Annotated in this window: 18 protein-coding genes and 1 tRNA gene; 8 read left to right on the top strand and 11 right to left on the bottom strand. The window is 65.0% G+C overall.

Annotation, left to right across the window (positions count from 1 at the left end):
- Positions 1-232: 232 nt before the first annotated feature.
- Both AC1DVM_RS09200 and AC1DVM_RS09205 read right to left on the bottom strand, forming a co-directional pair.
- Positions 233-523 (bottom strand): hypothetical protein, encoded by a 291-nt coding sequence (locus AC1DVM_RS09200; protein ID WP_477253887.1) that lies wholly within the window; start codon positions 521-523, stop codon positions 233-235.
- Positions 524-619: 96 nt separating this feature from the next.
- A tRNA-Arg gene (locus AC1DVM_RS09205) sits at positions 620-696 on the bottom strand.
- A 356-nt stretch (positions 697-1,052) separates the two neighbouring features.
- Between AC1DVM_RS09205 and AC1DVM_RS09210 the strand changes: the two genes are divergently transcribed.
- On the top strand, positions 1,053-2,231 hold the full coding sequence (locus AC1DVM_RS09210) for a TAXI family TRAP transporter solute-binding subunit (RefSeq protein WP_477253889.1): 1,179 nt from the start codon (positions 1,053-1,055) through the stop codon (positions 2,229-2,231).
- Between the two features lie 144 nt (positions 2,232-2,375).
- The gene (locus tag AC1DVM_RS09215; protein ID WP_477253890.1) at positions 2,376-3,800 is read left to right on the top strand and encodes a hypothetical protein; all 1,425 of its coding nucleotides are present in this window, start codon (positions 2,376-2,378) and stop codon (positions 3,798-3,800) included.
- A gap of 12 nt (positions 3,801-3,812) precedes the next feature.
- Here AC1DVM_RS09215 and AC1DVM_RS09220 read toward each other — a convergent pair whose 3' ends face one another.
- From AC1DVM_RS09220 to AC1DVM_RS09255, 8 genes are all read right to left on the bottom strand, one after another.
- Complete coding sequence (locus AC1DVM_RS09220) at positions 3,813-4,625, bottom strand: alpha/beta hydrolase (protein ID WP_477253891.1); 813 nt, start codon at positions 4,623-4,625, stop codon at positions 3,813-3,815.
- Between the two features lie 13 nt (positions 4,626-4,638).
- Complete coding sequence (locus AC1DVM_RS09225; protein WP_477253892.1) at positions 4,639-5,337, bottom strand: ABC transporter ATP-binding protein; 699 nt, start codon at positions 5,335-5,337, stop codon at positions 4,639-4,641.
- Positions 5,337-6,089, bottom strand: a complete 753-nt coding sequence (locus AC1DVM_RS09230; protein WP_477253894.1) for an ABC transporter ATP-binding protein — start codon at positions 6,087-6,089, stop codon at positions 5,337-5,339. The genes AC1DVM_RS09225 and AC1DVM_RS09230 overlap by 1 nt, the downstream gene beginning before the upstream one ends.
- Positions 6,086-7,114 (bottom strand): branched-chain amino acid ABC transporter permease, encoded by a 1,029-nt coding sequence (locus AC1DVM_RS09235; RefSeq protein WP_477253896.1) that lies wholly within the window; start codon positions 7,112-7,114, stop codon positions 6,086-6,088. Before AC1DVM_RS09235 ends, AC1DVM_RS09230 begins: the two co-directional genes overlap by 4 nt.
- Positions 7,115-7,121: 7 nt before the next feature.
- The gene (locus AC1DVM_RS09240) at positions 7,122-8,042 is read right to left on the bottom strand and encodes a branched-chain amino acid ABC transporter permease (protein WP_477253898.1); all 921 of its coding nucleotides are present in this window, start codon (positions 8,040-8,042) and stop codon (positions 7,122-7,124) included.
- Positions 8,043-8,162: 120 nt separating this feature from the next.
- Positions 8,163-9,350, bottom strand: coding sequence for an ABC transporter substrate-binding protein (locus tag AC1DVM_RS09245; protein WP_477253900.1), 1,188 nt, complete (start codon positions 9,348-9,350; stop codon positions 8,163-8,165).
- 225 nt (positions 9,351-9,575) lie between these two features.
- A complete protein-coding gene (locus AC1DVM_RS09250) occupies positions 9,576-11,132 on the bottom strand; it encodes a B12-binding domain-containing radical SAM protein (RefSeq protein WP_477253902.1) in 1,557 nt (518 codons plus the stop codon).
- Positions 11,116-15,087 carry an AAA family ATPase gene (locus AC1DVM_RS09255; protein WP_477253904.1) on the bottom strand — a complete coding sequence of 1,324 codons (3,972 nt, stop codon included), beginning with the start codon at positions 15,085-15,087 and terminating at the stop codon, positions 11,116-11,118. The genes AC1DVM_RS09250 and AC1DVM_RS09255 overlap by 17 nt, the downstream gene beginning before the upstream one ends.
- A gap of 201 nt (positions 15,088-15,288) precedes the next feature.
- Here AC1DVM_RS09255 and AC1DVM_RS09260 point away from each other — a divergent pair, with 201 nt between their 5' ends.
- The 3 genes from AC1DVM_RS09260 to AC1DVM_RS09270 all read left to right on the top strand — a co-directional run bounded on the left by AC1DVM_RS09260 (position 15,289) and on the right by AC1DVM_RS09270 (position 18,795).
- Entirely contained in the window at positions 15,289-17,037 is a 1,749-nt protein-coding gene (locus tag AC1DVM_RS09260) for an amidohydrolase family protein (protein ID WP_477253905.1), read from the top strand.
- A gap of 79 nt (positions 17,038-17,116) precedes the next feature.
- On the top strand, positions 17,117-18,040 hold the full coding sequence (locus AC1DVM_RS09265) for a class I SAM-dependent methyltransferase (protein ID WP_477253916.1): 924 nt from the start codon (positions 17,117-17,119) through the stop codon (positions 18,038-18,040).
- Complete coding sequence (locus AC1DVM_RS09270; protein ID WP_477253906.1) at positions 18,037-18,795, top strand: pseudouridine synthase; 759 nt, start codon at positions 18,037-18,039, stop codon at positions 18,793-18,795. The genes AC1DVM_RS09265 and AC1DVM_RS09270 overlap by 4 nt, the downstream gene beginning before the upstream one ends.
- On the opposite strand, the gene AC1DVM_RS09275 is transcribed toward AC1DVM_RS09270, so the two are convergent.
- On the bottom strand, positions 18,792-19,439 hold the full coding sequence (locus AC1DVM_RS09275) for an MBL fold metallo-hydrolase (protein WP_477253917.1): 648 nt from the start codon (positions 19,437-19,439) through the stop codon (positions 18,792-18,794). The genes AC1DVM_RS09270 and AC1DVM_RS09275 overlap by 4 nt on opposite strands.
- Before the next feature lie 142 nt (positions 19,440-19,581).
- On the opposite strand from AC1DVM_RS09275, the gene AC1DVM_RS09280 reads away from it, so the two are divergent.
- The 3 genes from AC1DVM_RS09280 to AC1DVM_RS09290 all read left to right on the top strand — a co-directional run bounded on the left by AC1DVM_RS09280 (position 19,582) and on the right by AC1DVM_RS09290 (position 22,222).
- Complete coding sequence (locus tag AC1DVM_RS09280) at positions 19,582-20,694, top strand: S-(hydroxymethyl)glutathione dehydrogenase/class III alcohol dehydrogenase (RefSeq protein WP_477253908.1); 1,113 nt, start codon at positions 19,582-19,584, stop codon at positions 20,692-20,694.
- A 13-nt stretch (positions 20,695-20,707) separates the two neighbouring features.
- Positions 20,708-21,553 (top strand): S-formylglutathione hydrolase, encoded by an 846-nt coding sequence (gene fghA, locus AC1DVM_RS09285; protein WP_477253910.1) that lies wholly within the window; start codon positions 20,708-20,710, stop codon positions 21,551-21,553.
- Between the two features lie 153 nt (positions 21,554-21,706).
- Positions 21,707-22,222, top strand: a complete 516-nt coding sequence (locus AC1DVM_RS09290; protein WP_477253912.1) for a hypothetical protein — start codon at positions 21,707-21,709, stop codon at positions 22,220-22,222.
- Positions 22,223-22,414 lie beyond the last annotated feature (192 nt).

Consider the following 22,414-nt stretch of genomic DNA (forward strand, 5'->3'; position numbering starts at 1 on the left):
GCCAACAGACGATAGCGGCCTTYTTCCTCCGCTTCCATACAAGCGTCGCCGTTTCGGCGCGAAGGGAGGGCCTRCAACGGACTTTCCGAGGGGCCGGTTTCGGCTTGGTGGTCGATCGCGAATGACGAGGCGCGGGGATGGGCCCCGCCTGACGTGACGCGCGTTCTCGCGCCGTGGTTTGACCGTGGATGGGAGCGGTCTGGCCCGTTTCTCCAAGCCGGAGGGCGTGTCCTCAGCCCATCCGCTTCCGCAACTCGCGAATAGCCGCAAAGGTCGCGATTCCGACCAGTCCACCGGCGATGCTCAAAGTGGCTTCACGCGGGACGTTCGGCAAAAAAGTCTCAATGATCGGCCGGAGCGCAAAAAAGCAGAACGCAAGAGCGCAGATTGCCAAAATGCCGCTCAGGATTTTTTGAGTCATGACCGGCCCGAACCTGAATTGATCATCTTCCCGGTAACCCGCCGGGGCGCGCGAGACAAGGCGCTCACCCTCACGCCGCGCCTTTCGACGAGATAACGCCAAGAATCTGCTGGGTGGCGATGTGGCGGCTCTACGACCTTGCAGCCGTCATAGATCGACTGGCTGGCGAGGAAATTTAACTGCTTTTTCAATGAGATTTGGCGCACCCGACACGATTCGAACGTGTGACCTTTGCCTTCGGAGGGCAACGCTCTATCCAGCTGAGCTACGGGTGCTTGAGGCGCAGGGCCTGTCGATTTCACTACCTGATTGAGGCGCGAAGGGCAACCTCCGACCGCGCGACGATGCCCGGGGGCGGCGATGATGCTTGTGAGATTGTTCTCCCCACCGATGCAGATCGTAAGCAAGTCTTCGGTTCTCAGGAATTTACGTCATGAGACCGTTTGATTTCGGACAATTTGATAGCTCTTTCGGGGTATTGCATTGGCAATCGACGCGTATTGACCGCTCAATTCAGGGGTTTACCGTAGAGTTCGTCAGTTTTTATTCTTAGCGTTCGAAAGAGTACGCCAGGCAAGTCGAAGCCGTTCCCTTCATGAGGCCGACCGCCGGCGCAGTTTGGGAGAATGTGATGTCGAAGAAAGATCCCGGTCGGTTCCGTTCAACGACAGGGCGCGCCGCCTGCGAATCCTTGAGACTGGGCATCGGGCGCGTGATGTTGGCGGCCTTGCTGCTTCTGGGCGGCAGCGTGGCAGCGACGGCGCAGACGGCTGCCGTTTCGAATTCCGCCCGCATCAATGCCGGCACGGTGGGGATCATTTCGGGCGGCGCGGACGGGACCTATATCCGCATCGCGGCGGATCTCGCCAACGTGCTCGACGGGGATGATCTGCGGGTGCTTCCGATGATCGGGCGCGGCTCGCTGCAGAACCTGCGCGACGTGATGTTCCTGCGCGGCGTCGATATCGGCATCGTGCAGATGGACGCGCGCGAACAGCTGAAGGCCGAAAACCTGCAGAACGACGCGGTGCGGAAACTGCGCTTCATCACCCGCCTCTACAACGAGGAAGTCCACATCCTCACGAGCCGCGACATCACCGATATCCGCCAATTGACCGGGCGCAAGGTCAACATCGACAAGGCGGGCAGCGGCACGAATCTCACGGCGCGGATCATCTTCGAGAAGCTCGGGGTCAAACCGGAGATCACCACCTTCGACCAGGGCTCGTCCTACGAGCGCCTGCGCTCGGGCGAAATCCAGGCGGCGGTTTACGTGGCGGGGCGCCCGGTTCGCGCCATGGCGGAATTCCAGGCCGACGGACGGTTTCATCTGCTGCCAATTCCGTTCGAGGGCGAGATCGCCGAAACCTACTTCCCGGCCCGCCTGACGAATGCCGATTACCCGCGCCTGATCGACGCCGACAAGCCGGTCGAGACGCTGGCGGTGGGAAGCCTGCTGGCGGTCTTCAACTGGCCGGAGAACACCGAGCGCTACAACCGGGTTCGCAATCTCGTCAACGCGTTCTTCTCGCGCTTCGACGAGTTTCTGCAACCCGGTCGTCATCCGAAATGGAAAGAGGTCAACCTAGCGGCGGAGGTTCCCGGGTGGCAGCGGGTGAAGCCCGCCCAGGATTGGCTCGATCAGATTGCCACCGGCGCCACCGGTGCGCAGCCGCAGGCCTTCGAGGCATTTCTCAATGCGCGTGGCGCAACGGTCACGCCGGCGCAGCGCGAAATCCTGTTCCGCGATTTTCTCAATTGGCAAACGGAGCGACAGAAAGCGGCGCGGGGACCTGCGCGTCAGAACTAGAGCGTTCTCGGGAGAAGGAGTGTTCCGGCTTTGCTCAAGAGAATGCGCCGTTCAAAAACAGGCCGACGACATGTTTGAGCGACTAAGAGGTCCGGCATGATTGGACGAAACTCTTCGACATTGCATTTCCCATTGATTGCAAGTTTGAGCGTGTTTCTGGCCGCGGGTGAATTGGGCGCGCAGACGCCAACGACCACGGCGCCCACCGACAAGGCCGAACCTGTCGTGAACCCGGACGAGATCGCCTCCTTGATGCCGCTGCTCGTGCCCATGCCCGAACAGAAGCGTCTCGCGGCCGAGTTGCGGGGGCTTCTGGAAAAGGGCGACACCAACGCCGCGTCCCAGAAACTGACCGTTGCCGTGGAGGTCGGCGCATTGGCGTCGATCCTCCTCGACTGGCTTAAATTTCCTGCTCTGCTGACGGCGCTGCAGGCGCTGCCCGATGATGGCGGCGACGCGGCTGCGGTCCCGAACGCGGCCCTTCCGGCGGGTCCGGACCCCGCCGCGACGATGGCGCTGACCGAGGCGCTGGAGCAGGAACGCGGGCGATCGGCGGCGCTTTCCGACGAACTGAGCTCCATGAAGGCGGATTTTCTCGCCTTGAAAACCTCGCGCGAGCAGGAGGTCGCGTCCGCCGCCGCCACGACGGACGATCTCACCGCCAGCGTCAAGCAACAGGCGGAGCGCGCCGAAGCGGCGACCCGGGAACTTGCCGGCGTTTCGCAGGAACTCGCCGCGCTGAAATCGCAGCGCGAGCAGCAGGCCGCGTCCGTCACGGCCGAGAGCCGCAACCTCGCGCAGGCCCTGAAAGCCCAGGAGGAACGGGCGAATGCGAGCGCCCGCGACCTCGCCCAAGTCAGCCAGGAACTCGCGGCGCTGAAATCGCAGCGGGAGAAGGAAGCCGGCACGGCCGCGGCGGGTGCTTCCGATCTGGCGAAATCGCTGAAAGCCGAGGAAGAGCGCGCGAGCAAGAGCGCGCGTGATCTGATGACGGCCACGAAGGAAATCGAAACGCTCCGCGCCGCGCGGGAGCGGGACGTCGTCTCCACCACCACCGCGATGGCCGATCTGCAGCAGGCCGTTGCCCGCGAAAAGGCACGCGCCGAGGACGCGCAGCGCGAGATCGAAACGCTGCGCAAGCTTCAGGGCACCCGCGCGACCCCGAGGATGTTCGGGTTCGAGCGCGCCTTGCCGACCGGTGTCCCGGACACCCCGTCGGAATCTCTCCCTGCGCCGCCGGCGACCGGCACTCTGGCCGCGCCCGCGGCGACCCCGCCACCGGTTCGCCCTGTGGCGCCGTCTCCCGCGGACGATCGCCTGACGGCCCGCGCCGACATGCTCTTTCGGGGCGGCGATGTGAGCGGCGCGCGCTTGCTGCTCGAGCGGGCGCAGGAGGCCGGCAACGCCCAGGCGATCTTCTTGCTGGCCGAGACATTCGACCCGAATGCGCTCGCGGCGATCGGTGCCGTCGGCATCCGCAGCGACCCGGCGCGTGCACGGGAACTCTACGGCCGTGCGCTGGCGCTCGGCATCGCCGCGGCGAGCGCGCGCCTGGAGGCGCTGAAATAGGTCGGCGGCCCGTCAGGCGTCGGCTGCGAGGCCCACCAGAATATCGACGAGCGGGTCCGCCGGATCGGCGAGGCCCGCGATGACGTCGAAATGGTGTGCGCCGGGGACGACTTCGACGCGGGCGGCGATCCCGGCTTTGCTCCATGATTCGACGAGTTGGGATGTCTGGCGGTGATACTCGCTGCTCTCGGTCTCGCCCACCACCGCGACAAGGCGGCCTTGCGGCGGCCTGAAAAGCGGACTTTGCCGGCGAGCCTCCTCGGGCGTTAGCCCGAGCGCCTTGTTGACCGATGTCGACACCAGCGGCGCCAGATCGAACAGGCCGGAAATCGGCATCCCGACACGGATCGGGCGGAGTGAACCGGTGCGGCGCGTCATCAGGCAGGCCGCCAGGTGCCCGCCAGCCGAATGGCCTGTCACCACGAGGGGGCGCCGTGTCCGTTCGGCCACGAAATCGGCGGCCCGCTCGATGCATGCGACGATCTCAGCGAGGGTCGAGCCCGGCGCCAGATCGTAACTCGGCACCGCGACCGAATAGCCGCGCAGATTGGCGCCCCGCGCCAGATGACTGGCGGAGGATTTGTCGAGCGCCTGCCAGTAGCCGCCGTGGATGAAGAACACCACGGGCGCTTTGCTGTCGGAATCCGGGTGGAAGAGATCGAGCCGCTGCCGTTCACCGGGACCATATGCGAGATCCAGTTCGCAGCGCGCACCGGCCCGGTACGCCGCCGCATCGCGGTGCCACGCGGCGATGTGCGTCGGGTGCTCGGGAACGCGCGCGCGGTTGTTGTACTGGGCCTCGAAATCGATGTCCCGCTCGGTCATGTGGCGCATCCGTTCAGACGTGGAGATAGCGGTCTTTCAGGCTCGCGTCGGCAGCGAGTTCGGCGCTGGTCCCGGTCCAGACCGAGCGGCCCTTTTCGATGATGACATGCCGGTCGGCGAAACGCGCCAGCGCATCCACGTTCTTGTCGATCACGAGGATCGACTGGCGTTCGTCCCTCAGCTTCTTGAGGCAATCCCAGATCTCGGCGCGGATCAGCGGCGCGAGGCCCTCGGTGGCCTCGTCGAGGATCATGAGCTTGGGATTGGTCATCAGCGCGCGTCCGATGGCGAGCATCTGCTGTTCGCCGCCGGACAATTGTGATCCGAGATTGCCCCGGCGCTCCCGCAGGCGCGGGAACAGGTCGTACACGGCATCGAGATCCCAACGGCGTGTGCCATGCCGCGCCGACGCCGTCGCAATGAGGTTTTCCTCGACATTCAGGGTGGGAAAAATCTGCCGGCCTTCGGGCACGAGACCGATCCCCGCCTGCGCCACGCGGTAAGGATCGCGTCCGGTCAGCGGGATGCCGTCGAACGCCACCGTTCCGCCCTGGGGCCGGAGAAGGCCCATGATGGCGCGGATCGTCGTGGTCTTGCCCATCCCGTTGCGTCCCAGCAACGTCACGACCTCGCCGGCCTGAATGTCGAGCGAGACGCCGAACAGAACCTTCGCGGCGCCGTAGCTCGCCTGGAGATCTCTGACCGAGAGCATCAGAGCGCTTCCTCGCCGAGATAGGCCTGCCGAACCTCCGCATTGGCGCGGATGGCCTGCGGCGTCCCGGTTGCGATGACGCGGCCGTAGACCAGGACGCTGACGCGGTCCGCCAGCGAGAAGACCGCCTCCATGTCATGCTCGATCAGCAGGATCGTGAGGCGGCCTTTCAGGGCGCGCAGGATCTCGATCACGCGCTGCGATTCGTCATGGCCGGTTCCCGCCAGCGGTTCGTCGAGGAGGAGCACTTTGGGGCGGGTCGCCAGCGCGATGGCAAGTTCGAGCTGGCGCTTTTCCCCGTGCGACAGCAGGCCCGCTTTCACCAAGGCGCGTCGGGCGAGCCCGACCTGATCGAGACATTCCATCGCCGGTTCGTTCAATGGCCGTTCCCCGGCCGCGTCGCCGAAAAACCGGAAGCTCGAACCCGAGCGCGCCTGGACGGCAAGGGCGACGTTCTCCAGCGCGGAGAAGCCCGGCAGGATCGAGGTGATCTGGAACGAGCGCGCCAGTCCGCGCCGGACGCGCTCATCGACGGTCAAGCTGGTGACGTCCTCGCCGCCGAGGCGCACTTCGCCGGATTCCGGCGGCAGAAGCCCCGAGATCTGGTGGATCAGCGTCGTCTTGCCGGCACCGTTGGGGCCGATCACGGCGTGCAACTCGCCCGCCTCGATCGACAGGCTCACGTCGTCGGTGACGACGAGCGCGCCGAACGATTTCCTCAAGGTTCGCAGTTCGAGCGCCGGGCCGGTCATGAGGCGCGCCGCCGCCACAGGCCCATGATGCCGCCCCGCGCAAACAGCACGATCAGGATCAACAGGGGCCCGAAAATCATCTTCCAGTTCTCCACCAGATGCGCGCGGCCTTCGTCCGGCAGCATGAACCCGATTCCATGCAGGATTTCGGGCAGGAATTCCTCGAGCAGCAGGAAGGCCGCGGCGCCCAGGATGGCGCCATGAAGCGTGCCGATCCCGCCCAGAACCACCATGAAGATCAGTTCGCCCGAGCGTTGCCACGTCATGTAGGCGGGGCTGACGAATTCGCTCTGATTGGCGAGCAGGCATCCGGCGAGGCCCGCCATCATGCCGCTGATGACATAGGCGACGAGCTGGTATGGGAAAGGCGAAAAGCCGATCGCTTCCATCCGCACCATGTTGTCGCGCGTGCCGCGCAGAACCCGGCCGAAGCGCGAAATCACGATGGCGCGGGCAAGTCCGTACGCGGCAAGCAGAGACGCGAAACAAACCCAGTAGAAAGCCGCGTCGTTCTCGATCAGCGCGCTTCCGGCGACGCGGCTGCGCTCGCTCAACGTCATGCCGTCGTCGCCGCCATAGGCCGCGAGGGATGTGGCGAGAAAGAACAGCATCTGGCCGAAGGCAAGCGTGATCATGATGAAATAGACGCCCCGCGTGCGCAGCGAGAGCGCCCCGGTGACAAGCGCGAAAAGCGCTGAGACGGCCAGCGCGACGGGGACCTGCACGAACAGGTCTTCCGATCCGTGGGCCGACAGAATTCCGACCGCATAGGCGCCGATGCCGAGAAAGGCCGCATGGCCGAAACTCACCAGGGCGCCGTAGCCAAGGATGAGATCGAGCGACAGGGCGGCGAGACCGAGGATCATCACGCGGGTCAGGAGCGACAGCACATACCCCTCGGCACCGGACGCCGCGGCGACGAAAGGCCCGGCGGCGAAAAGCCCGAACAGAATGACCGGCACGACGTCGAACCGCCGAACGAAGGCGAGCGCGCGGGGCGTTTGGGGGAGAGCGGTGTCGGACATGGCCATCCTAGCGTTTCGCCGGGAAAAGGCCGGACGGCCATAAGAACAGGATCGCGGCCATGAAGATGTAGATCAGCATGGGAGCAAGCGCCCGCCCCGTCTGGCTCGCGGTGGCGGGATCGAGAAACAGCCGCAGCAGATTGGGCGCGAAAGATCGGCCGACCGTATCCACCAGACCCACCATGAGAGCTGCCAGAAACGCCCCGCGGATCGACCCGATGCCGCCGATGACGATGACCACGAAAGCCAGGATCAGGATGTTGTCGCCCATGCCGGGTTCGACCGACAGGATCGGCGCCACCATGGCGCCCGCAAATCCTGCCAGCATCGCGCCGAAGCCGAACACGATCATGAACAGCCGCCGGATATTGACGCCCAGCGCCGACACCATGGGGGCGTTCGACGCGCCGGCGCGCACCAGCATGCCCACGCGGGTGTGATTCACCAATCCGTAAAGCACCGCCGCGACGGCGAGCCCCGCTGCGATGATGGCCAGGCGATAGACGGGATAGAGCAGCCCATCGGCGATCTCGACGGAGCCGGACAGCCATTCGGGGACGGGGACGTTGAGCGGCGCGGCGCCCCAGACGAACTTCACGCCCTGGTTCAGGAACAGGATGATTCCGAAGGTCGCAAGAACCTGATCGAGATGATCGCGGTCGTAGAGATGGCGGAAAATCAACGCCTCGAGCAGCAGGCCGACCGCAAGCGCCGAGGGCAGGGCGAGCAGAAGCGCGAAGCCGAAATTCCCCGTCCACGCGCTGAACCCCGCCATCAGATACGCGCCCACCATGTACTGGACGCCGTGCGCGAGGTTGATGAAATCCATCACGCCGAACACCAGCGTGAGACCCGCCGCGATGAGAAACAGGATAAGGCCGAACTGGAGACCGTTGAGGGTCTGAACGAGAAGAAGTGTCGGTGTCATTGGCGCTTGATCGAGTGCGGCAAACGCACCAACCGATGTTCTCTTGGTGATGGGCGAAACGGCGTATCGACGAAGGCCGCGCGGCTCCGGCGGGGCCGGAGGCCGCGAGGCCGCTGATCGTCAGTTGGTCGTGCATTCCTTGGCGTAGGTGTCGGTATAATCACCGAAGACCTTTTCGACGATCTCGGTCTGGAACTTGCCGTCAGGGCGTTTCGCGGCCTTCACCAGATAGAAATTCTGGACCGGGAACCCGTTGAGACCGATCTTGAAATCGCCCCGAAGCGATTTGAAATCGGCCTTCTTGATGGCCGCGCGCAACGCATCCTTGTCGTCGGTCTTGCCGCCCGTCGCCTTGAGCGCGCTGTCGATCAACAGGGCGGCATCGTAGGCGTGCATGGAATACGAACCCGGCACCGCGTTGTATGCTGCCTCGTAGCTTGCGACGAATGTCTTGTTTTGCGGGGTGTCGAGGTTCGGTGCCCAGTTGGAACCGCCGAGCATGCCCAGTGCCGCATCCTGCTGCGCCGGCAGGGTCGATTCATCCACCGTGAAGGCCGACAGGAACGGGATGCGGTCGGCAAGGCCCGCCGCGCGGTATTGCTTGACTAGGTTCACGCCCATGCCACCCGGCATGAAGGTGAAGATCGCATCCGGCTTCAGCGAGGCGATCTTCGCGAGTTCGGACTGGAAATCCAGATTGTTGAGCGGAACGTAGGATTCCTCCACGATCTCGCCCTTGTAATGCCGCTTGAAGCCCGCGAGCGCATCCTTGCCGGCCTGATAGTTCGGCGCCAGCAGGTAGACCTTCTTGTAGCCGCGGTCCTGCGCCACCTTGCCCAGAACCTCGTGGTTCTGGTCGTTCTGGTAGGAGGTTGCGAAGAAATAAGGGCTGCAGCTCTTGCCGGCGAGGTTCGACGGGCCCGCATTGGTGCTGATGTAGAAGGTCTTCGAATCCACGATGGGCTTGTGGACCGCCACCGCCACGTTGGAGAAGATCGGGCCGACCACGAAATCCACCTGATCGCGTTCCAGAAGCCCCTTGACCTTGGTCACCGCCACGTCGGGCTTGAGTTCGTCGTCGACGACGATGACCTCGACGTCCCGTCCCCCGAGCTTGCCGCCGAGATCCTTGACGGCGAGCTGGAAGCCGTCGCGCGCCTGCTGGCCGAGCACCGCGGAGGGTCCCGACAGGGTCAGCAGAAGGCCGATTTTCAGCTTGTCCTGCGCCAAGGCAGGCGAGGCTGCGAGGCCGAGGGCGGCCGCCATGCCGAGGGTCTTGTTGGTCAGGTTCATTCTCGTCTCCCGCATTCCCGTCTCCCGAGTGTGGTCCCCGCGCACGGTTTACCGCGCGGCGCATTTTCATTCGCGACCAGGGGTCGCCATGGTCGGCGCCCATCTAGCCGCAATTCGGGCCTTCGGAATACTCCCATTCGGGGGAGTGTCGTGGCAGGGTCCGATCGCGGCCTCGCGGAGCCGAGCCAACCCATAAAGAAAACGCGACTTTCCTCAAGCGCGATATCGAGGCGTCGCCCGTCAGGAGAGGGCTGCCCGCGCGCCGGAGGGGGGTGGCGTCGCCCGGGCCGATCTGCCGTTCGCCAGAACGTGCGGATGCAGAGCTCCCCGCTCATCCGTCACCATGGTGGGCATGAAGTGGTCCCGATAGCGCTCGGCGACCGGCAGCGTGGGCCTGTAGAGGGGCCCCAGCGGTTGCGTGGTGGTGACGTAGGTCAGGGTCTCGTTCCGATGCGGCACGAGGTTGCGGCGGTTGTGGACGAGGTGCGGCACGCAGAGACGGGCGGCGTTCGCCAGGGAGGCGACCATCTGGCGTGCCGACAGCGCGGCGCGATACGTCCGGTAGAAGCCGAGGCTGTGGCGAAGGATATCCCGGTTGTGCCCTCCGAGCTTCTCCATGTTGCGAACGAAGGGCACGACTGCCTCCAGGTCGTCGACCGGCCGGGTCATCAGCGTGAAGCCGTCCATGTCACGCAGCTTGGCGTGGGGCATGAAGCGACCTTCGTCGGCGCAGCTCTGGAAATAGGGCGTGCCGAGGAGCGGGATGGTGAGGCTGAGAAAGGCCGGCAAGGGAATCGACGGGGTCTCGAGGATGGTCGCCAGTTCGCGCCCCATCGCATCGAGGCGCTGCGTCGAGGGGTCGAAGATCAGCCCGTACTGGAACACGATCCCCGCCTCCAGGCAGGACTCGATCATGCGGATCTGCGGCTGGATGAGATTCTGCTTCTTGTTATAGACCTTGATCTGATCCGAACTGAGACTCTCGATTCCCGAGAACAGACCGAGGCATCCGGCGTCCCGGGCCGCCGCGAGGTTGTCGCTGTCGGCGAAGAAATCGCCCGTGACGAGAGCGATCCATCCCGGCACGACGCCTTCGCGGCGCAGGTCGCGCAACAGATCGAGCTTCTGGCGGAAGAACGCGCGGTCGTTGCCGTAGAAATTGTTGTCGACGAACAGCAGGATCTTCTTGCGGCGATAGGACCGGATCTGCCGCTCGATCGCCGCCAGATCGTAGGGGCTGTAGGCCCGGCCTTCTCCGGTCAGCGCGCAGAACGAGCAGCGGAAATTGCAGTAGCGGCTCGATTCCACGTAATTCACGGGCCCGCCCCAGGCCAGCAGATCGAAGCGCGGCTCATGGCGGGGCGACACCGCCTGTTCGCCGAACACCGCGGCCGCGATGTCTTTCAGTTCCTCGACATCCCCGTGGCAGGCGTAGTCGAAATAACGCTTTGCGAAGACCGGCAGGTTGCGCACCGGAGGACCGCCCGCCACCACCACGCAGCCGGGCGAGAGCGTTCGGACATAAGCCGTGAGTTGCTTCATGCGATCGAACGACGAGGTCACGCCCGTCAGCACCAGCATGTCGGGCCATCCGAGCGCTTTCTCGTCCAGCAGCGGTCCGCTGTGGAACTCGCTGTAGATCCTCACCTCGACATTGTGCCTGTCGAAGGCGCCTGCGAGAAATGCGTGGCCGACGCCCTGCGGCACGAAATGGGGACGACCGCGCGGATTGCGGGTTTCGTCGAAATGCGCCAGCACAACGAGAACGCGAGGCCTGCGATCACGCGCTTTCCACACGCGACGCCTCCATCAATTCGCGCCATTCCGACGCCCGCGCGGGAAGAATGCGCCGCAACAGGCTGGCGGCCGTGAGGTCGTCGCCGGTGATCGGGGAGCCCGTCGCCCGCAGGCGTTTCAGCGCCTCGCAGCCATCGACCGGCATCTCCCACCGGATTGCTTCCTGAAGCGCGCGACGCCACAGATGCGCCGCCCTTGGCAGGTGGCCGCGTGCGAAGGCCAGATCGCCGCCGCAAAGGCATGCGCGCGGCCGTCCGATCGGATAGACGCGCGCAAAATGCTTCAGTTTTGCATGCGCGGTCTTGGCGAGCGTTCCGCAGATGTCGCGGACCGGCGGCGCGTCCGAGCCGCCCGCGTGATCGGACGCGGCCGTGAAGACCGCGCTGAGCGCCGGCAGGGTGCGCGACTTCATCGCCGGATTGATCGCTGCCAGATAGGAGCCGGCGCGGTCGAGCCAGTCTCGCGCCTCCGCGTCGTCGGTGCGCGCGAAGGCATCGACCGCCAGATAGGCGGCGGCCTCGAGCCGATGGATCATCTCGAGGCCGGACGAATGCTCCTCCACGAGTTGGCGCAGCTCGGCGAGACACGCGCCCGCCGCTTGCGTGTTGCCCAACACCAAATAGCCGCGCAATCCGGCGACGAGCCCGCAACCGAGCACCTGCAGGTCATCGCGCCTTTTTCCCGTCGAGCGGATGGATTCCACGAGTTCCACCCACGGCGCTTCGCCCGCATAGATCGGCGTCAGGAACCATGGGCTCGTGATGGTTTCCAGGCTGACCGCGATCTCCGACCAACGGCGCCAGTCCCCCAGGCGCGTGGCGTCGTCGAGTCCCGCCTCGAAATGTTGCCGCGCCGCGCGCCAATCCGCCACGCTGGTCTCATAGAGACCCGTGAGAAGACGGACTTCCGAATCCGTCGCCGGGCTTGCGACGCGCTTTGCCACGCGCGAAGCAAGTCCCAGATAGGTGCGGGCCTGGCGGCGCAGCGGGATCACGCCGCAGATGGCGCCGAGGCTCGCGTAATTCACCGCCAAGACCGGCGTCAGGCGGGGATAGCGTTCCGCGAGATTGGTGGCGCGCAAGGTCGCATGCAGCAGGCGGGCCTTCTCGCTCCGGAAGTAATAGATCCGCGTGAGGTGCTGGTGAGCCTTGGCGGCGCGAAGAAACGGGTCGTCGGGGGGAATCGAGCGCGCGACGTCGGCGGTGTCGATCCAGGCGGTGACCGGCCGCCGCAGGCGCCGAATCGCCAGGCGAAAAATCTGCTGGACGAGGTCCGCCGCGAGCCCCGGCGCTGTCCGGGGCAGCGGCAGGTCGAGAAGCCGCAGGCCGTTCTCGTATCCCTCCAGGGCCGCATCGACTCTGCCGAGATTCACATGAGCTTCGCCGATCAGCAGGTGGGCGATGGCCCGGCGAAGCGGCGGAATCGCCACGTGATCCTCGGCGGCGATCTTCAGGAACTCCTCGGCGTGGGCGATCGTGGCGGCGTTGTCGAACTGCCGCAGGCGCAGCTCGGCGACCTGGTCGAGGTAATCGAACACCTTGGCCCGGTTGCCGGCCCGCTGCCACTGGCTCAGGACGTAGGACAGGGTCTCGGTTTCGAGCGGCCCTTGCGCTTCGTGTGCGCGCGCAATCGCCGAATGAACCTCGCGCCGATGTTCGAGCAGCATGCTTTCATACACCACATCGCGGATGATCGCGTGGCCGAGGGCGAGTCGGTCGGGCGCGTGGGCGGCCCGCTTCAGCAATTGACGGTCGAGCAGGCTGCGGATGCAGGCATCCACGTCGATCTTCGCCGCCCCCACGATGTCGATGATGCCCAGATCGCGCGCCGAAAAATCGCTCCCGGCCGCGCTCGCGATCTTGAGCAGAACCTGCTCGTCCGGCGGCAGCGCATCGGTGCGGCTGAGGATCGCGGCCCGGGCCGATTGGGGCAACGCCACCATCGCACGCTCATCGGGCACCGGCACCTCGCGGCGGATCGCGGGCTGCTGCTGATCGATGACGCGGCACAATTCCGCGACGAAGAACGGGTTGCCGCCCGTATGGTCCCAGATGAGCTCGCGCGTGGCGGCCGGCACGTCGGCGACTTTCAGGGAACGCCGCACCAGCTCCAGGGTATCCTGCTCGTCGAGCGGCTGGACATCGAGTCGCGCATAAGCCTCGGAACCCAGGATATCGTCGCTCACGGCCGGATCCCGCGTCGTCAGCACGATGGCGATGCGCTCGGGATCGCGGACGAGATCGGCGATCAGCGCGCGCGAGGCGCCGTCGATCCAATGCAAGTCCTCGATCACCATCACGGTTCGAGTGGAAACATGCGGGTCGAGAAGGATATCGCGCAGAAGGCGGCGCAGGCTGTCGGAACGGGAACTGCCGGACAATTGATCGATCGGTGCGCTCTCGGCGGGACCCAGGTCGAGAAGATCGCGAAGCAGCGGTGTGAGCCGCAGCAAGTCCTCTCGTTCCCTCAGACGTTCACTGATCGCCGCCAGCGCATCGGCGCCTTTTTCGTCCTTCAGCCCGAGCTGGCTGCGGATGATCGACCGGAAGGCAAAATACGGACTCGCCCGCTCGATGTCGTCGGCCGCGCCATAAAGGACGCGGACATCCCGCGCGCGGCAGCTCGCCATGAAAGTCTCGACGAGAGCGGATTTGCCGATTCCGGCTTCCCCCACGATGACCAACGGTCGCGGATGAGGCTGGTCGATCCGGTCGAGCACGGCGTCCAGGGCCTTTCGTTCCGTGGCCCGCCCTACGAGCTCGTTGGCCTCGTGGCGGCGGCCCTCCTCGACCGGATGAAGGGCCACGAAGCTGCGGATGGCCACGCGCAGGCCCGGAACCTGGATGGGCCATGGCCCCTCGAAGACCGCGAAATCGCCTGCCGCGGCCGCCGTGGTGTCGTCCGTCAGGATGCGGCCGGCCGCGGTGGCTGAGAGCCGGGCGCCGCGATTCACCGCTTCGCCGATAACCGTGTATTCGGCGCGATGGGGCGCACCGATGGCGCCGCAAAAGGCCTCGCCGGTGGCAATCCCGATCGACAACCGCATGCCTTCGTGTCGATGGCCGGATTTCAGTGAAAGAGCCGACAGCACGGCCCGTCTCGGATCGTCCCGATGGGCGCTTCCGGGCAGGCCGAAGACGACGAGTACGCGCAGGTCTCCGTCACATATGTCGATCCTGAGAATCTCTCCGTCGAAGCGGTCGATTTCGGCATGAAGGCCGGCGAGGGTCCGGTCGAGCAGCGGAAGGTCGTCGATCAGGCCCGGCTCGCCGAGCCTGATGAACGAGACCGTGATGGTGCGCAATTCCCCGAGCCAGCGCGAGAGCGACGATGCGAGACGGGTCCGCAATCCGGGCAACAGGTAACGTTCGGGATCGATCGTCGGGGGCGGCCGTGCCTCCGGCGCCTGGAACGAGGGCGTCGCGGGCGGTACGTCGACCGTCAGGAGACGCACCGAGGCGTGATCCGTCGGGGCACCCTCGGCGTGGGAATCGAGATGCGTCCAGGTGTCGTCCGAAACCAGGATCTCCCCGCTATCGGCGAGCGCCGTGCATCGCAGAACTTGATCGTAGGCCGGTCCTGTGAGGATGACACGCCGGGTTTCGGCTTTCGCCATCACATGCAGCAGGTGCGTGGTGCCGGCAGCCACCCCGGAGCGGATCGTCAGAACATCGCTCCCGACCTTGTATCCGCCTGCCCGCTTGTGCAGCACCTGCGCGCAATAGCAGGCGCGCCAAGCCGCAAGGACCAGGTCCTGGGACGGGTCGACCCTCCAGCCGGCGACGACGGAATCGCCCTCATAGCTGAGGACGTGGCCACCCTGCTGCTCGATGAGCGTCACGAGCCGCGTCACGAATGTATTCAGGACTTCGCTGATATGTTCGGCGCCCGCGCCGCCACCGTCGCGTGAGAGTTTCGCGGTCAGCCGGGTGAAGCCCGAGATGTCAGTAATCATCAGGGCGCCGGAATGCACCTCACGTAACGGTTGGTCCGTTTGTTGATCGTATTCGTCAGACCAGTCGAGAAGTGTACCGGGAACAAAACGGGTAAGACTGACTGACGATGAATCAAGTTTCATCAAGTCATCCCCAAAGCCGGGAAGTTATGATACCATCACTTACCAGCCCAAATAGATAGGGAAAATTGGGGTAGGTTGATGTTCGCCAACGGGGTCAGCCGCCGCGATCTACTGGCCATTCTGGGGTCCGGAAGTCTCCTGGCGGGACTTCCCTCCTGCGCCCATCTCCCCTCCGACCAAAGCGTGTGCTCGCCCGATCCGCGCAAGGGCGACCGGGACCAGCCGCTGACGATCGATGCCCACGCGCATGTGTTCAACGCGTCGGACGTGCATGTGAAACAGCTCCTCACGCAGGTGATCGTGCGCGATCCGAAATACAGGGCGATCATCGAAGGCCTCAGCGACGTTCTGCACAACATGCTGTGGACGCTGACGCCCGACCAAGCCAAGGAAGCACGGGCGCTGGCGCGGATCAGGGAGGCGCTGGCATCCTGCGCGACGCCCAGTGCAGCAGGGCAGGACCAGGTCGCGGCGGTCGCCCGGGAACTCCGGCAGGAAGCTTACCGGGACACGCTTCTCGACCTCCGCAATACGAACAGGCGCTTCATGGGGCCGTCGGCCTCGCGGCGGTTTTTCGACTTCGACGCCCAGTTGGACGCGTTTCCGGCGGATGCCGAAACCTATTTCGACGGCCCGGCGCCGCGCATGCTCTCATCGATTTCCCGCGGGCGGGACCGAAGCCTCAATGGCGTCCTCTACTTCATGATCCGGCAGGGCCAGTACCGGTGTGTGAACTGGATCGACTATGTGCGAACCATCGGCACGGGGCCGAAGCGGAATGTCGATCTGGCCGTCGCGCATCTTCTCGATTTCGATTGGCCGCTCGATGGAGGAAATCCGACGAAGACCAGCGTCCAGCAACAGATCGGCCTCACGTCGCAGATTACCGTGCTGTCCCAGGGACGAGTCCACGCCTTCGCGCCGTTCGACCCGATGCACGCCGTGATGCATGCGGAGAGGCGCGAGTCAGGCCGCTCTCCGCTCGGTATCGTGCAGGACGCCGTGAACCATCAAGGCTTTATCGGGGTCAAGATCTATCCGCCGATGGGTTTCGCACCGTACGGGAACGCGGAGATCCAGCAGGCGAATCCGGATTTCTGGCAACGGACCTGGCTTCCGGACAATCTGAAGTCGGTGCCGAATCTCGGTCTTCGGATCGATGAGAAGCTCGCGGAACTCTATGAATGGTGCGCGCGGGACGACGTGCCCATCATGACCCACACGAACCAGTCCATGGGCACCTGCGTCGAGTACGATGAACTCGCCACGGCGCGGCACTGGAGACCTGCGCTGCGCCTGTTTCCGGGTCTGCGCGTCAATTTCGGGCATTTCGGCGAGACCGATCCGGTCGAGGACCAGAGCCAGCAATCCGCCGAACACTACATCGACCTCATGCGGCGCAAGGGCCGGCCCGGCGAGAATCTCTATGCCGATTCGGGCTATTTCAGCGAGGTCCTCGACAAGCCCGACGAGTTGCGCACGAGGCTTGGCACCCTGCAGCGCTATTCGCTAAAAGTGGGCTCGGCGTCGCTCTACGACCGGCTGATGTTCGGCACCGACTGGACGATGACAAGCCTGCTCGGCCACCGGGTCAAAACCTACCTGACCCGCTTCGAGACCGTGTTCGACCTTCTTGACCTGAAAAAAGACCCTGTCTCCGTGAGCGACCGCTTCTTCGGCTGGAACGCGGTGTCGTTTCTCGGTCTGCGACAGGGCGAGGCCAACCGCCGGCGCATCGAGGCGTTCTACCGGGCGAACAGCATCCCCACGCCGCTCTGGATGCGGAAGGTGGACGATCCGCGTTATGCGTCGGTGCCGGTTTCCTGAACGATGAGGACCGCGCCAACCCGGTATCCCTGACGCCCGGTCCTGTTCTATAGGGACACGGATATTCACCGTGGACAGGATGATCGTGGACCAAGCAAGACCCGAAGGTCTCTATGGCGTGCCGCCGGACGACCTCGCCGAACGACCCGCAGGAGCCCTCCAATTCTCCCCCCTGATGCCGGGGTCGGAAAGCCTGGAGGCGCAGGCCGACGGTTCGCTTGCGGCCATGACGATGCTGGCGCCTCCAGGGACGATCGAGCGCCGCTACGCCATTGCGCACGCATTGCGGGCGCTGATGGCGGGTGGACGCCTGACCGTGCTGGCGCCCAAGGACAAGGGCGGTTCGCGGCTCGGCAAGGAGCTCAAGGCTTTCGGCTGCGAGGTCTTCGAGACCGCCCGTCGCCATCACCGGATCTGTGCGGGGGAGCGCCCGCAAGCGCCGGTCGGACTCGAGGCGGCGATGGAAGAGGGCGCACCGCGTTTTCTCGCCGATCTCGGCCTGTGGTCGCAGCCTGGGATTTTCAGCTGGAACCGCGTCGATCCCGGAAGCGCGTTGCTGGAGCAGCATCTCCCCGCCCTGTCGGGACGGGGCGCCGATCTCGGCTGTGGCATCGGATATCTGTCGGGACCGATCCTGCGATCGCCGGAGGTTCAGCACCTCACCCTCATCGATGTCGACCGGCGGGCGGTGGAAGCGGCGCGGCGCAACGTGCAGGACCCCCGCGCCGAGATCCGCTGGAGCGACGTCCGCGCCTCCGATCCGCGTCTGGCATCGCTGAATTTCGTGGTGATGAACCCGCCATTCCACGATGGCGGCGCCGAGGACCGGGCGCTCGGCGTGAGCTTCATCCGCCGCGCCGCCGAGATGCTGCGCACGGGCGGCTCCTGCTGGCTCGTCGCCAACCGTCACCTGCCCTACGAGGCCGAATTGAAGCCTCTTTTCAAACGCGTCATCGTGATTGCGGAGACGGGAGGGTACAAGATCTTCGAGGCGCGCAAATGAGCAAGCTTCCCACCACGCTCCGCCTGGACAGGCTTCTGGCCAATCTCGGCTACGGGTCGCGCCGCGAGGTTCAGAACTTGGTGAAATCGGGCCGCGTGACCCTCGACGGTGAAGCGCTCGACGACCCCGACCAACGCCTGGCGATCGCGCCGGAGCTGACGGCGCGGGTCCGCATCAACGGCAAGCCGCTAGATCCGCCGCCCGGCCTCGCCCTCATGCTCCACAAGCCGCTCGGCGTGACCTGCTCGCACAAGGAAAACGGGCCGCTGGTCTACGATCTGCTGCCGGAGCGTTGGCGTCGCCGCGACCCGGCCATTTCCACGATCGGCCGCCTCGACAAGGAAACTTCGGGTCTCCTGCTGCTTACCGATGACGGCGCGCTGCTGCATCGCATCATCGCACCGCGCAATCATGTGTCGAAGCGCTATCGCGTGACGCTCGATCGTCCGTTGCGCGGCGACGAGGCCGACATTCTTGCATCCGGCACGCTCATGCTGGAAGGCGAGGACAAGCCGCTCCTGCCGGTGATCATGGAAAAACTGTCGGACAGGGAGGTCGCCGTGACGTTGACCGAAGGACGCTACCATCAGGTCCGGCGCATGTTCGCCGCCATGGGAAATCACGTCACGGTTCTGCATCGCGACCGCATCGGCGGGCTCGACCTGCCGGAGGATCTCGGTCCCGGCGAATATCGCCTCATGGGCGAGTCGGATCTCGCCCGGGTGCTGCCGCCGAAAATCCCGCCTGACGCTTAAGCGCCCCGCAGGAACGGATTTGTTTTCCGCTCCGCCCCGATGGTGCTGGTGGGTCCATGGCCGCAGATGAACGCCACGTCGTCGCCAAGGGGCAGGAGCTTGTCGGTGATGGAGCGGATCAGCGCGGCGCCGTCGCCGCCGGGAAGGTCGGAGCGTCCCACCGAACCATTGAACAGCACGTCGCCCACGAGCGCGAAGCGCTGATCGGGCGCGACGAACACGACGCTGCCGGGCGAATGGCCAGGGCAATGCAGCACATCCAGAGTGAGATCGCCGACCGTGACCTGGTCACCCTCCGCCAGCCAGCGATCGGGCATGACATTTTGCGCCTTCGCGATGCCGTAGGCGCGGCCGGTCTCCGTCAGATGATCGAGCATTGGACGATCCGCCTCGTGCGGACCCTCAATCGGAACGCCAAGCTCATCCCTCAGCTCCGCGGCGCCGCCCGCGTGGTCGATATGGCCGTGCGTCAGCAGGATTTTCTCGACCTTGACGCCGTTCGTGGCGATGGCGTCGCGGACGCGTTCGAGATCGCCGCCCGGATCGACCACGGCTCCCACCTTGGTCCTGTCGGACCACAGCAGGGTGCAATTCTGCTGGAAGGGCGTGACCGGGATGATAGCGGCGCGGAGATCTGACACGATGCTGGTCCTTACCAATTCTGCTGGATGACCACATACAGCAGCACGGTCCCATGTGCAGCCCCTCCCCGTCGGCCAGCGTCCCTTGACCGCGCTTCTCCCAGGTTCTCATAGTCCGGCGGAGAATCACGAGGAGCACGCCATCATGGAAACCAGAGCCGCCGTCGCCTGGGAGGCCGGTAAGCCGCTGACAATCGAGACCGTTCGGTTGGAGGGTCCGCGCGCCGGCGAAGTGCTCGTCGAGATCATGGCGACGGGCGTCTGCCACACGGATGCGTACACTCTGTCGGGTCTCGATTCCGAGGGAAAGTTTCCGGCCATTCTCGGACATGAGGGAGCCGGCATCGTGCGCGAAGTGGGCGCGGGCGTCACCACGCTGAAGCCCGGCGATCACGTGATCCCGCTCTACACGCCGGAATGCCGCAGCTGCAAATCCTGCCTGTCCCGTCGCACCAATCTCTGCACGGCCATCCGCGCCACCCAGGGGCAGGGCGTCATGCCCGACGGAACCAGCCGGTTTCGCTGCGACGACGCGCCGGTGTTCCACTATATGGGCTGCTCGACCTTCGCGAATTTCACCGTGCTGCCGGAGATCGCCCTTGCAAAAGTGCGCGAGGACGCGCCCTTCGACAAGATATGTTACATCGGCTGCGGCGTCACGACCGGCATCGGCGCGGTCATCTATACGGCCAAGGTGTGGCCCGGCGCGAACGTTGTGGTCTTCGGCCTCGGCGGGATCGGCCTCAATGTCATCCAGGGCGCCCGCATGGTCGGGGCCGACAAGATCATCGGAGTCGACATCAATCCCGCCAAGGTGGAGATCGCGAAGAAGTTCGGCATGACGGATTTCATCAATCCGCGCGAGATCGGCAACGACAAGGTGGTTCAGGCGATCGTGGATCTCACCGGCGGCGGCGCCGATTTCTCGTTCGATGCGACCGGCAATACCGATGTGATGCGACAGGCGCTGGAATGCTGCCATCGCGGCTGGGGCGAGAGCATCATCATCGGCGTGGCCGAGGCCGGCAAGGAGATCTCGACACGGCCGTTCCAGCTCGTCACCGGACGCGTTTGGAAGGGAACCGCCTTCGGGGGCGCGCGGGGCCGCACCGACGTGCCGAAGATCGTCGACTGGTACATGGACGGCAAGATCAACATCGACGACCTGATCACCCATACGATGCCGCTGGATGAAATCAACACCGCGTTCGATCTCATGCACGAGGGCAAGTCGATCCGCTCCGTCGTCATCTACTGAGCGGGAGAGACATTTGCCCCTCGAAATTATCTCGCAGGCGCGAAGCTTCGGCGGCACGCAATTCGTCTATCGCCATCAATCGCTGGAGACCGGAACGCCGATGCGCTTCTCGGCCTTCGTGCCCCCGCAGGCCGCGCACAAGCAAGTGCCGGTGGTGTGGTTCCTGTCCGGGCTGACCTGCACGGAGGAGAATTTCACCACCAAGGCCGGCGCGCAGCGCGTCGCGGCCGAACTCGGCCTGATGGTGATCGCCCCCGACACCAGCCCGCGCGGCGATGCCGTTCCGGACGATCCGGACGGGGCTTACGATCTCGGACTTGGGGCAGGGTTCTACCTGGATGCGACCCGCGCGCCATGGGCCGCGAATTACCGCATGTGCTCCTATCTGGAGCGGGAATTGCCGGCCTTGGTGGAAGCGGATCTTCCGGCCAACATGGAACGGCAGGGAATCACCGGACACTCCATGGGCGGGCACGGCGCTCTCACCATCGCGCTGCGCAATCCCGACCGCTTCGCCGCCGTCTCGGCTTTCGCGCCCATCGCGTCGCCGATGCGTTGCCCCTGGGGTGAAAAGGCTCTCTCGGCCTATCTCGGCCCCGACAAATCCGCATGGCGCTCCTACGATGCCTGCGCGTTGATCGAGGACGGGGCGCGGGTGCCGGAAATTCTGGTCGATCAGGGAACGGCCGACGGATTTCTCAAGGAGCAGCTCAAGCCGGAGCTTCTCGACGCAGCCTGCCGCAAGGCCGGTATCGATCTCCGGCTTCGCCGGCAGGAGGCGTACGATCATTCGTACTACTTCATCGCAACCTTCATGGAAGATCATCTGCGCTGGCATGCCCGGAAACTGTTGGGATAGAACGATCCCGAACAAGTTTTCGCGGCGTGTTCGAGCGCACAGCCAAGCTCCTTCCGCAGAGGAATAATCGGGCCGAACGATAGAGTGTAGCTTTTCGGCGATAAAACGGCTAGGAAGCGCTTTCATCGACGCGATATCGCCAGAGGCTCGAGCATGGAACAGACCCGCGAACCCATCTTCACCCCGGATGCCGGCAAACTCGTCGGCAAGGCCGTCGGCATGACGCAGGCCGCGCTCGCGTCCGATGCCGGCAAGGCGGTCCGCAGCGTCATTGCGCAGGGGCCCGACGGCCTCATGCAGCACCTGTCGCAGGCGGCGCAGAAGCACACCCACGACCCGATCACGCAGGCGCGGCTGCTGCTGGCCGAGCAGAGCCAGAATTTCGACGTGATGCGCAGCGCGATCGGCAAGATCGGGACGTCGCTTTCCCACCTCAACGAGAGCGAGCCGCAGGCCCAGCATCCCCACGCGACGGCGCTTCTGAACGCCCAGGCCGAGGCCATCCAGGGGCTGACCCTCCTGGTTCTCAAGGGCCAGCAGGTGCAGGCCGAACTCATCAACGCGGTGGACGGACAAAGCGTGCGCGCGACCTCCGCCGGCATGCCCAAATGGATCTATTACATGATGGGCGCCATGATGGTCTGGAGCATGCTCGGGATGATCTTCTAGCCTGCCCGTCAAATCTGGCACCAATTTCGCCAGACCTGCAGGCGCCCCAAAAGAACTTGCCGCTTCGGCGATTTTAACTATCGTTTTCGCGACCTTCCGTTTTTCGCGACATCCTGGGGATTCGTGGGGGATTCCATGTTCGATGCCAAGAAGCTCCTCGACGCGCTCGGCGCGCCGGCCGCTGCCCCGGCC

The organism is Microvirga sp. P4_A5 (assembly GCF_056402495.1).

Bases quoted from the DNA above. Each gene is read 5' to 3' on its own strand.
- AC1DVM_RS09290 (WP_477253912.1), top strand. From the start codon at position 21,707: ATGGAACAGACCCGCGAACCCATCTTCACCCCGGATGCCGGCAAACTC.
- AC1DVM_RS09270 (WP_477253906.1), top strand. From the start codon at position 18,037: ATGAGCAAGCTTCCCACCACGCTCCGCCTGGACAGGCTTCTGGCCAAT.
- AC1DVM_RS09240 (WP_477253898.1), bottom strand. From the start codon at position 8,042: ATGACACCGACACTTCTTCTCGTTCAGACCCTCAACGGTCTCCAGTTC.
- AC1DVM_RS09230 (WP_477253894.1), bottom strand. From the start codon at position 6,089: ATGACCGGCCCGGCGCTCGAACTGCGAACCTTGAGGAAATCGTTCGGC.
- AC1DVM_RS09255 (WP_477253904.1), bottom strand. From the start codon at position 15,087: ATGATTACTGACATCTCGGGCTTCACCCGGCTGACCGCGAAACTCTCA.
- AC1DVM_RS09260 (WP_477253905.1), top strand. From the start codon at position 15,289: ATGTTCGCCAACGGGGTCAGCCGCCGCGATCTACTGGCCATTCTGGGG.
- AC1DVM_RS09245 (WP_477253900.1), bottom strand. From the start codon at position 9,350: ATGCGGGAGACGAGAATGAACCTGACCAACAAGACCCTCGGCATGGCG.
- AC1DVM_RS09210 (WP_477253889.1), top strand. From the start codon at position 1,053: ATGTCGAAGAAAGATCCCGGTCGGTTCCGTTCAACGACAGGGCGCGCC.
- AC1DVM_RS09225 (WP_477253892.1), bottom strand. From the start codon at position 5,337: ATGCTCTCGGTCAGAGATCTCCAGGCGAGCTACGGCGCCGCGAAGGTT.
- AC1DVM_RS09265 (WP_477253916.1), top strand. From the start codon at position 17,117: ATGATCGTGGACCAAGCAAGACCCGAAGGTCTCTATGGCGTGCCGCCG.
- AC1DVM_RS09220 (WP_477253891.1), bottom strand. From the start codon at position 4,625: ATGACCGAGCGGGACATCGATTTCGAGGCCCAGTACAACAACCGCGCG.
- AC1DVM_RS09280 (WP_477253908.1), top strand. From the start codon at position 19,582: ATGGAAACCAGAGCCGCCGTCGCCTGGGAGGCCGGTAAGCCGCTGACA.
- AC1DVM_RS09235 (WP_477253896.1), bottom strand. From the start codon at position 7,114: ATGTCCGACACCGCTCTCCCCCAAACGCCCCGCGCGCTCGCCTTCGTT.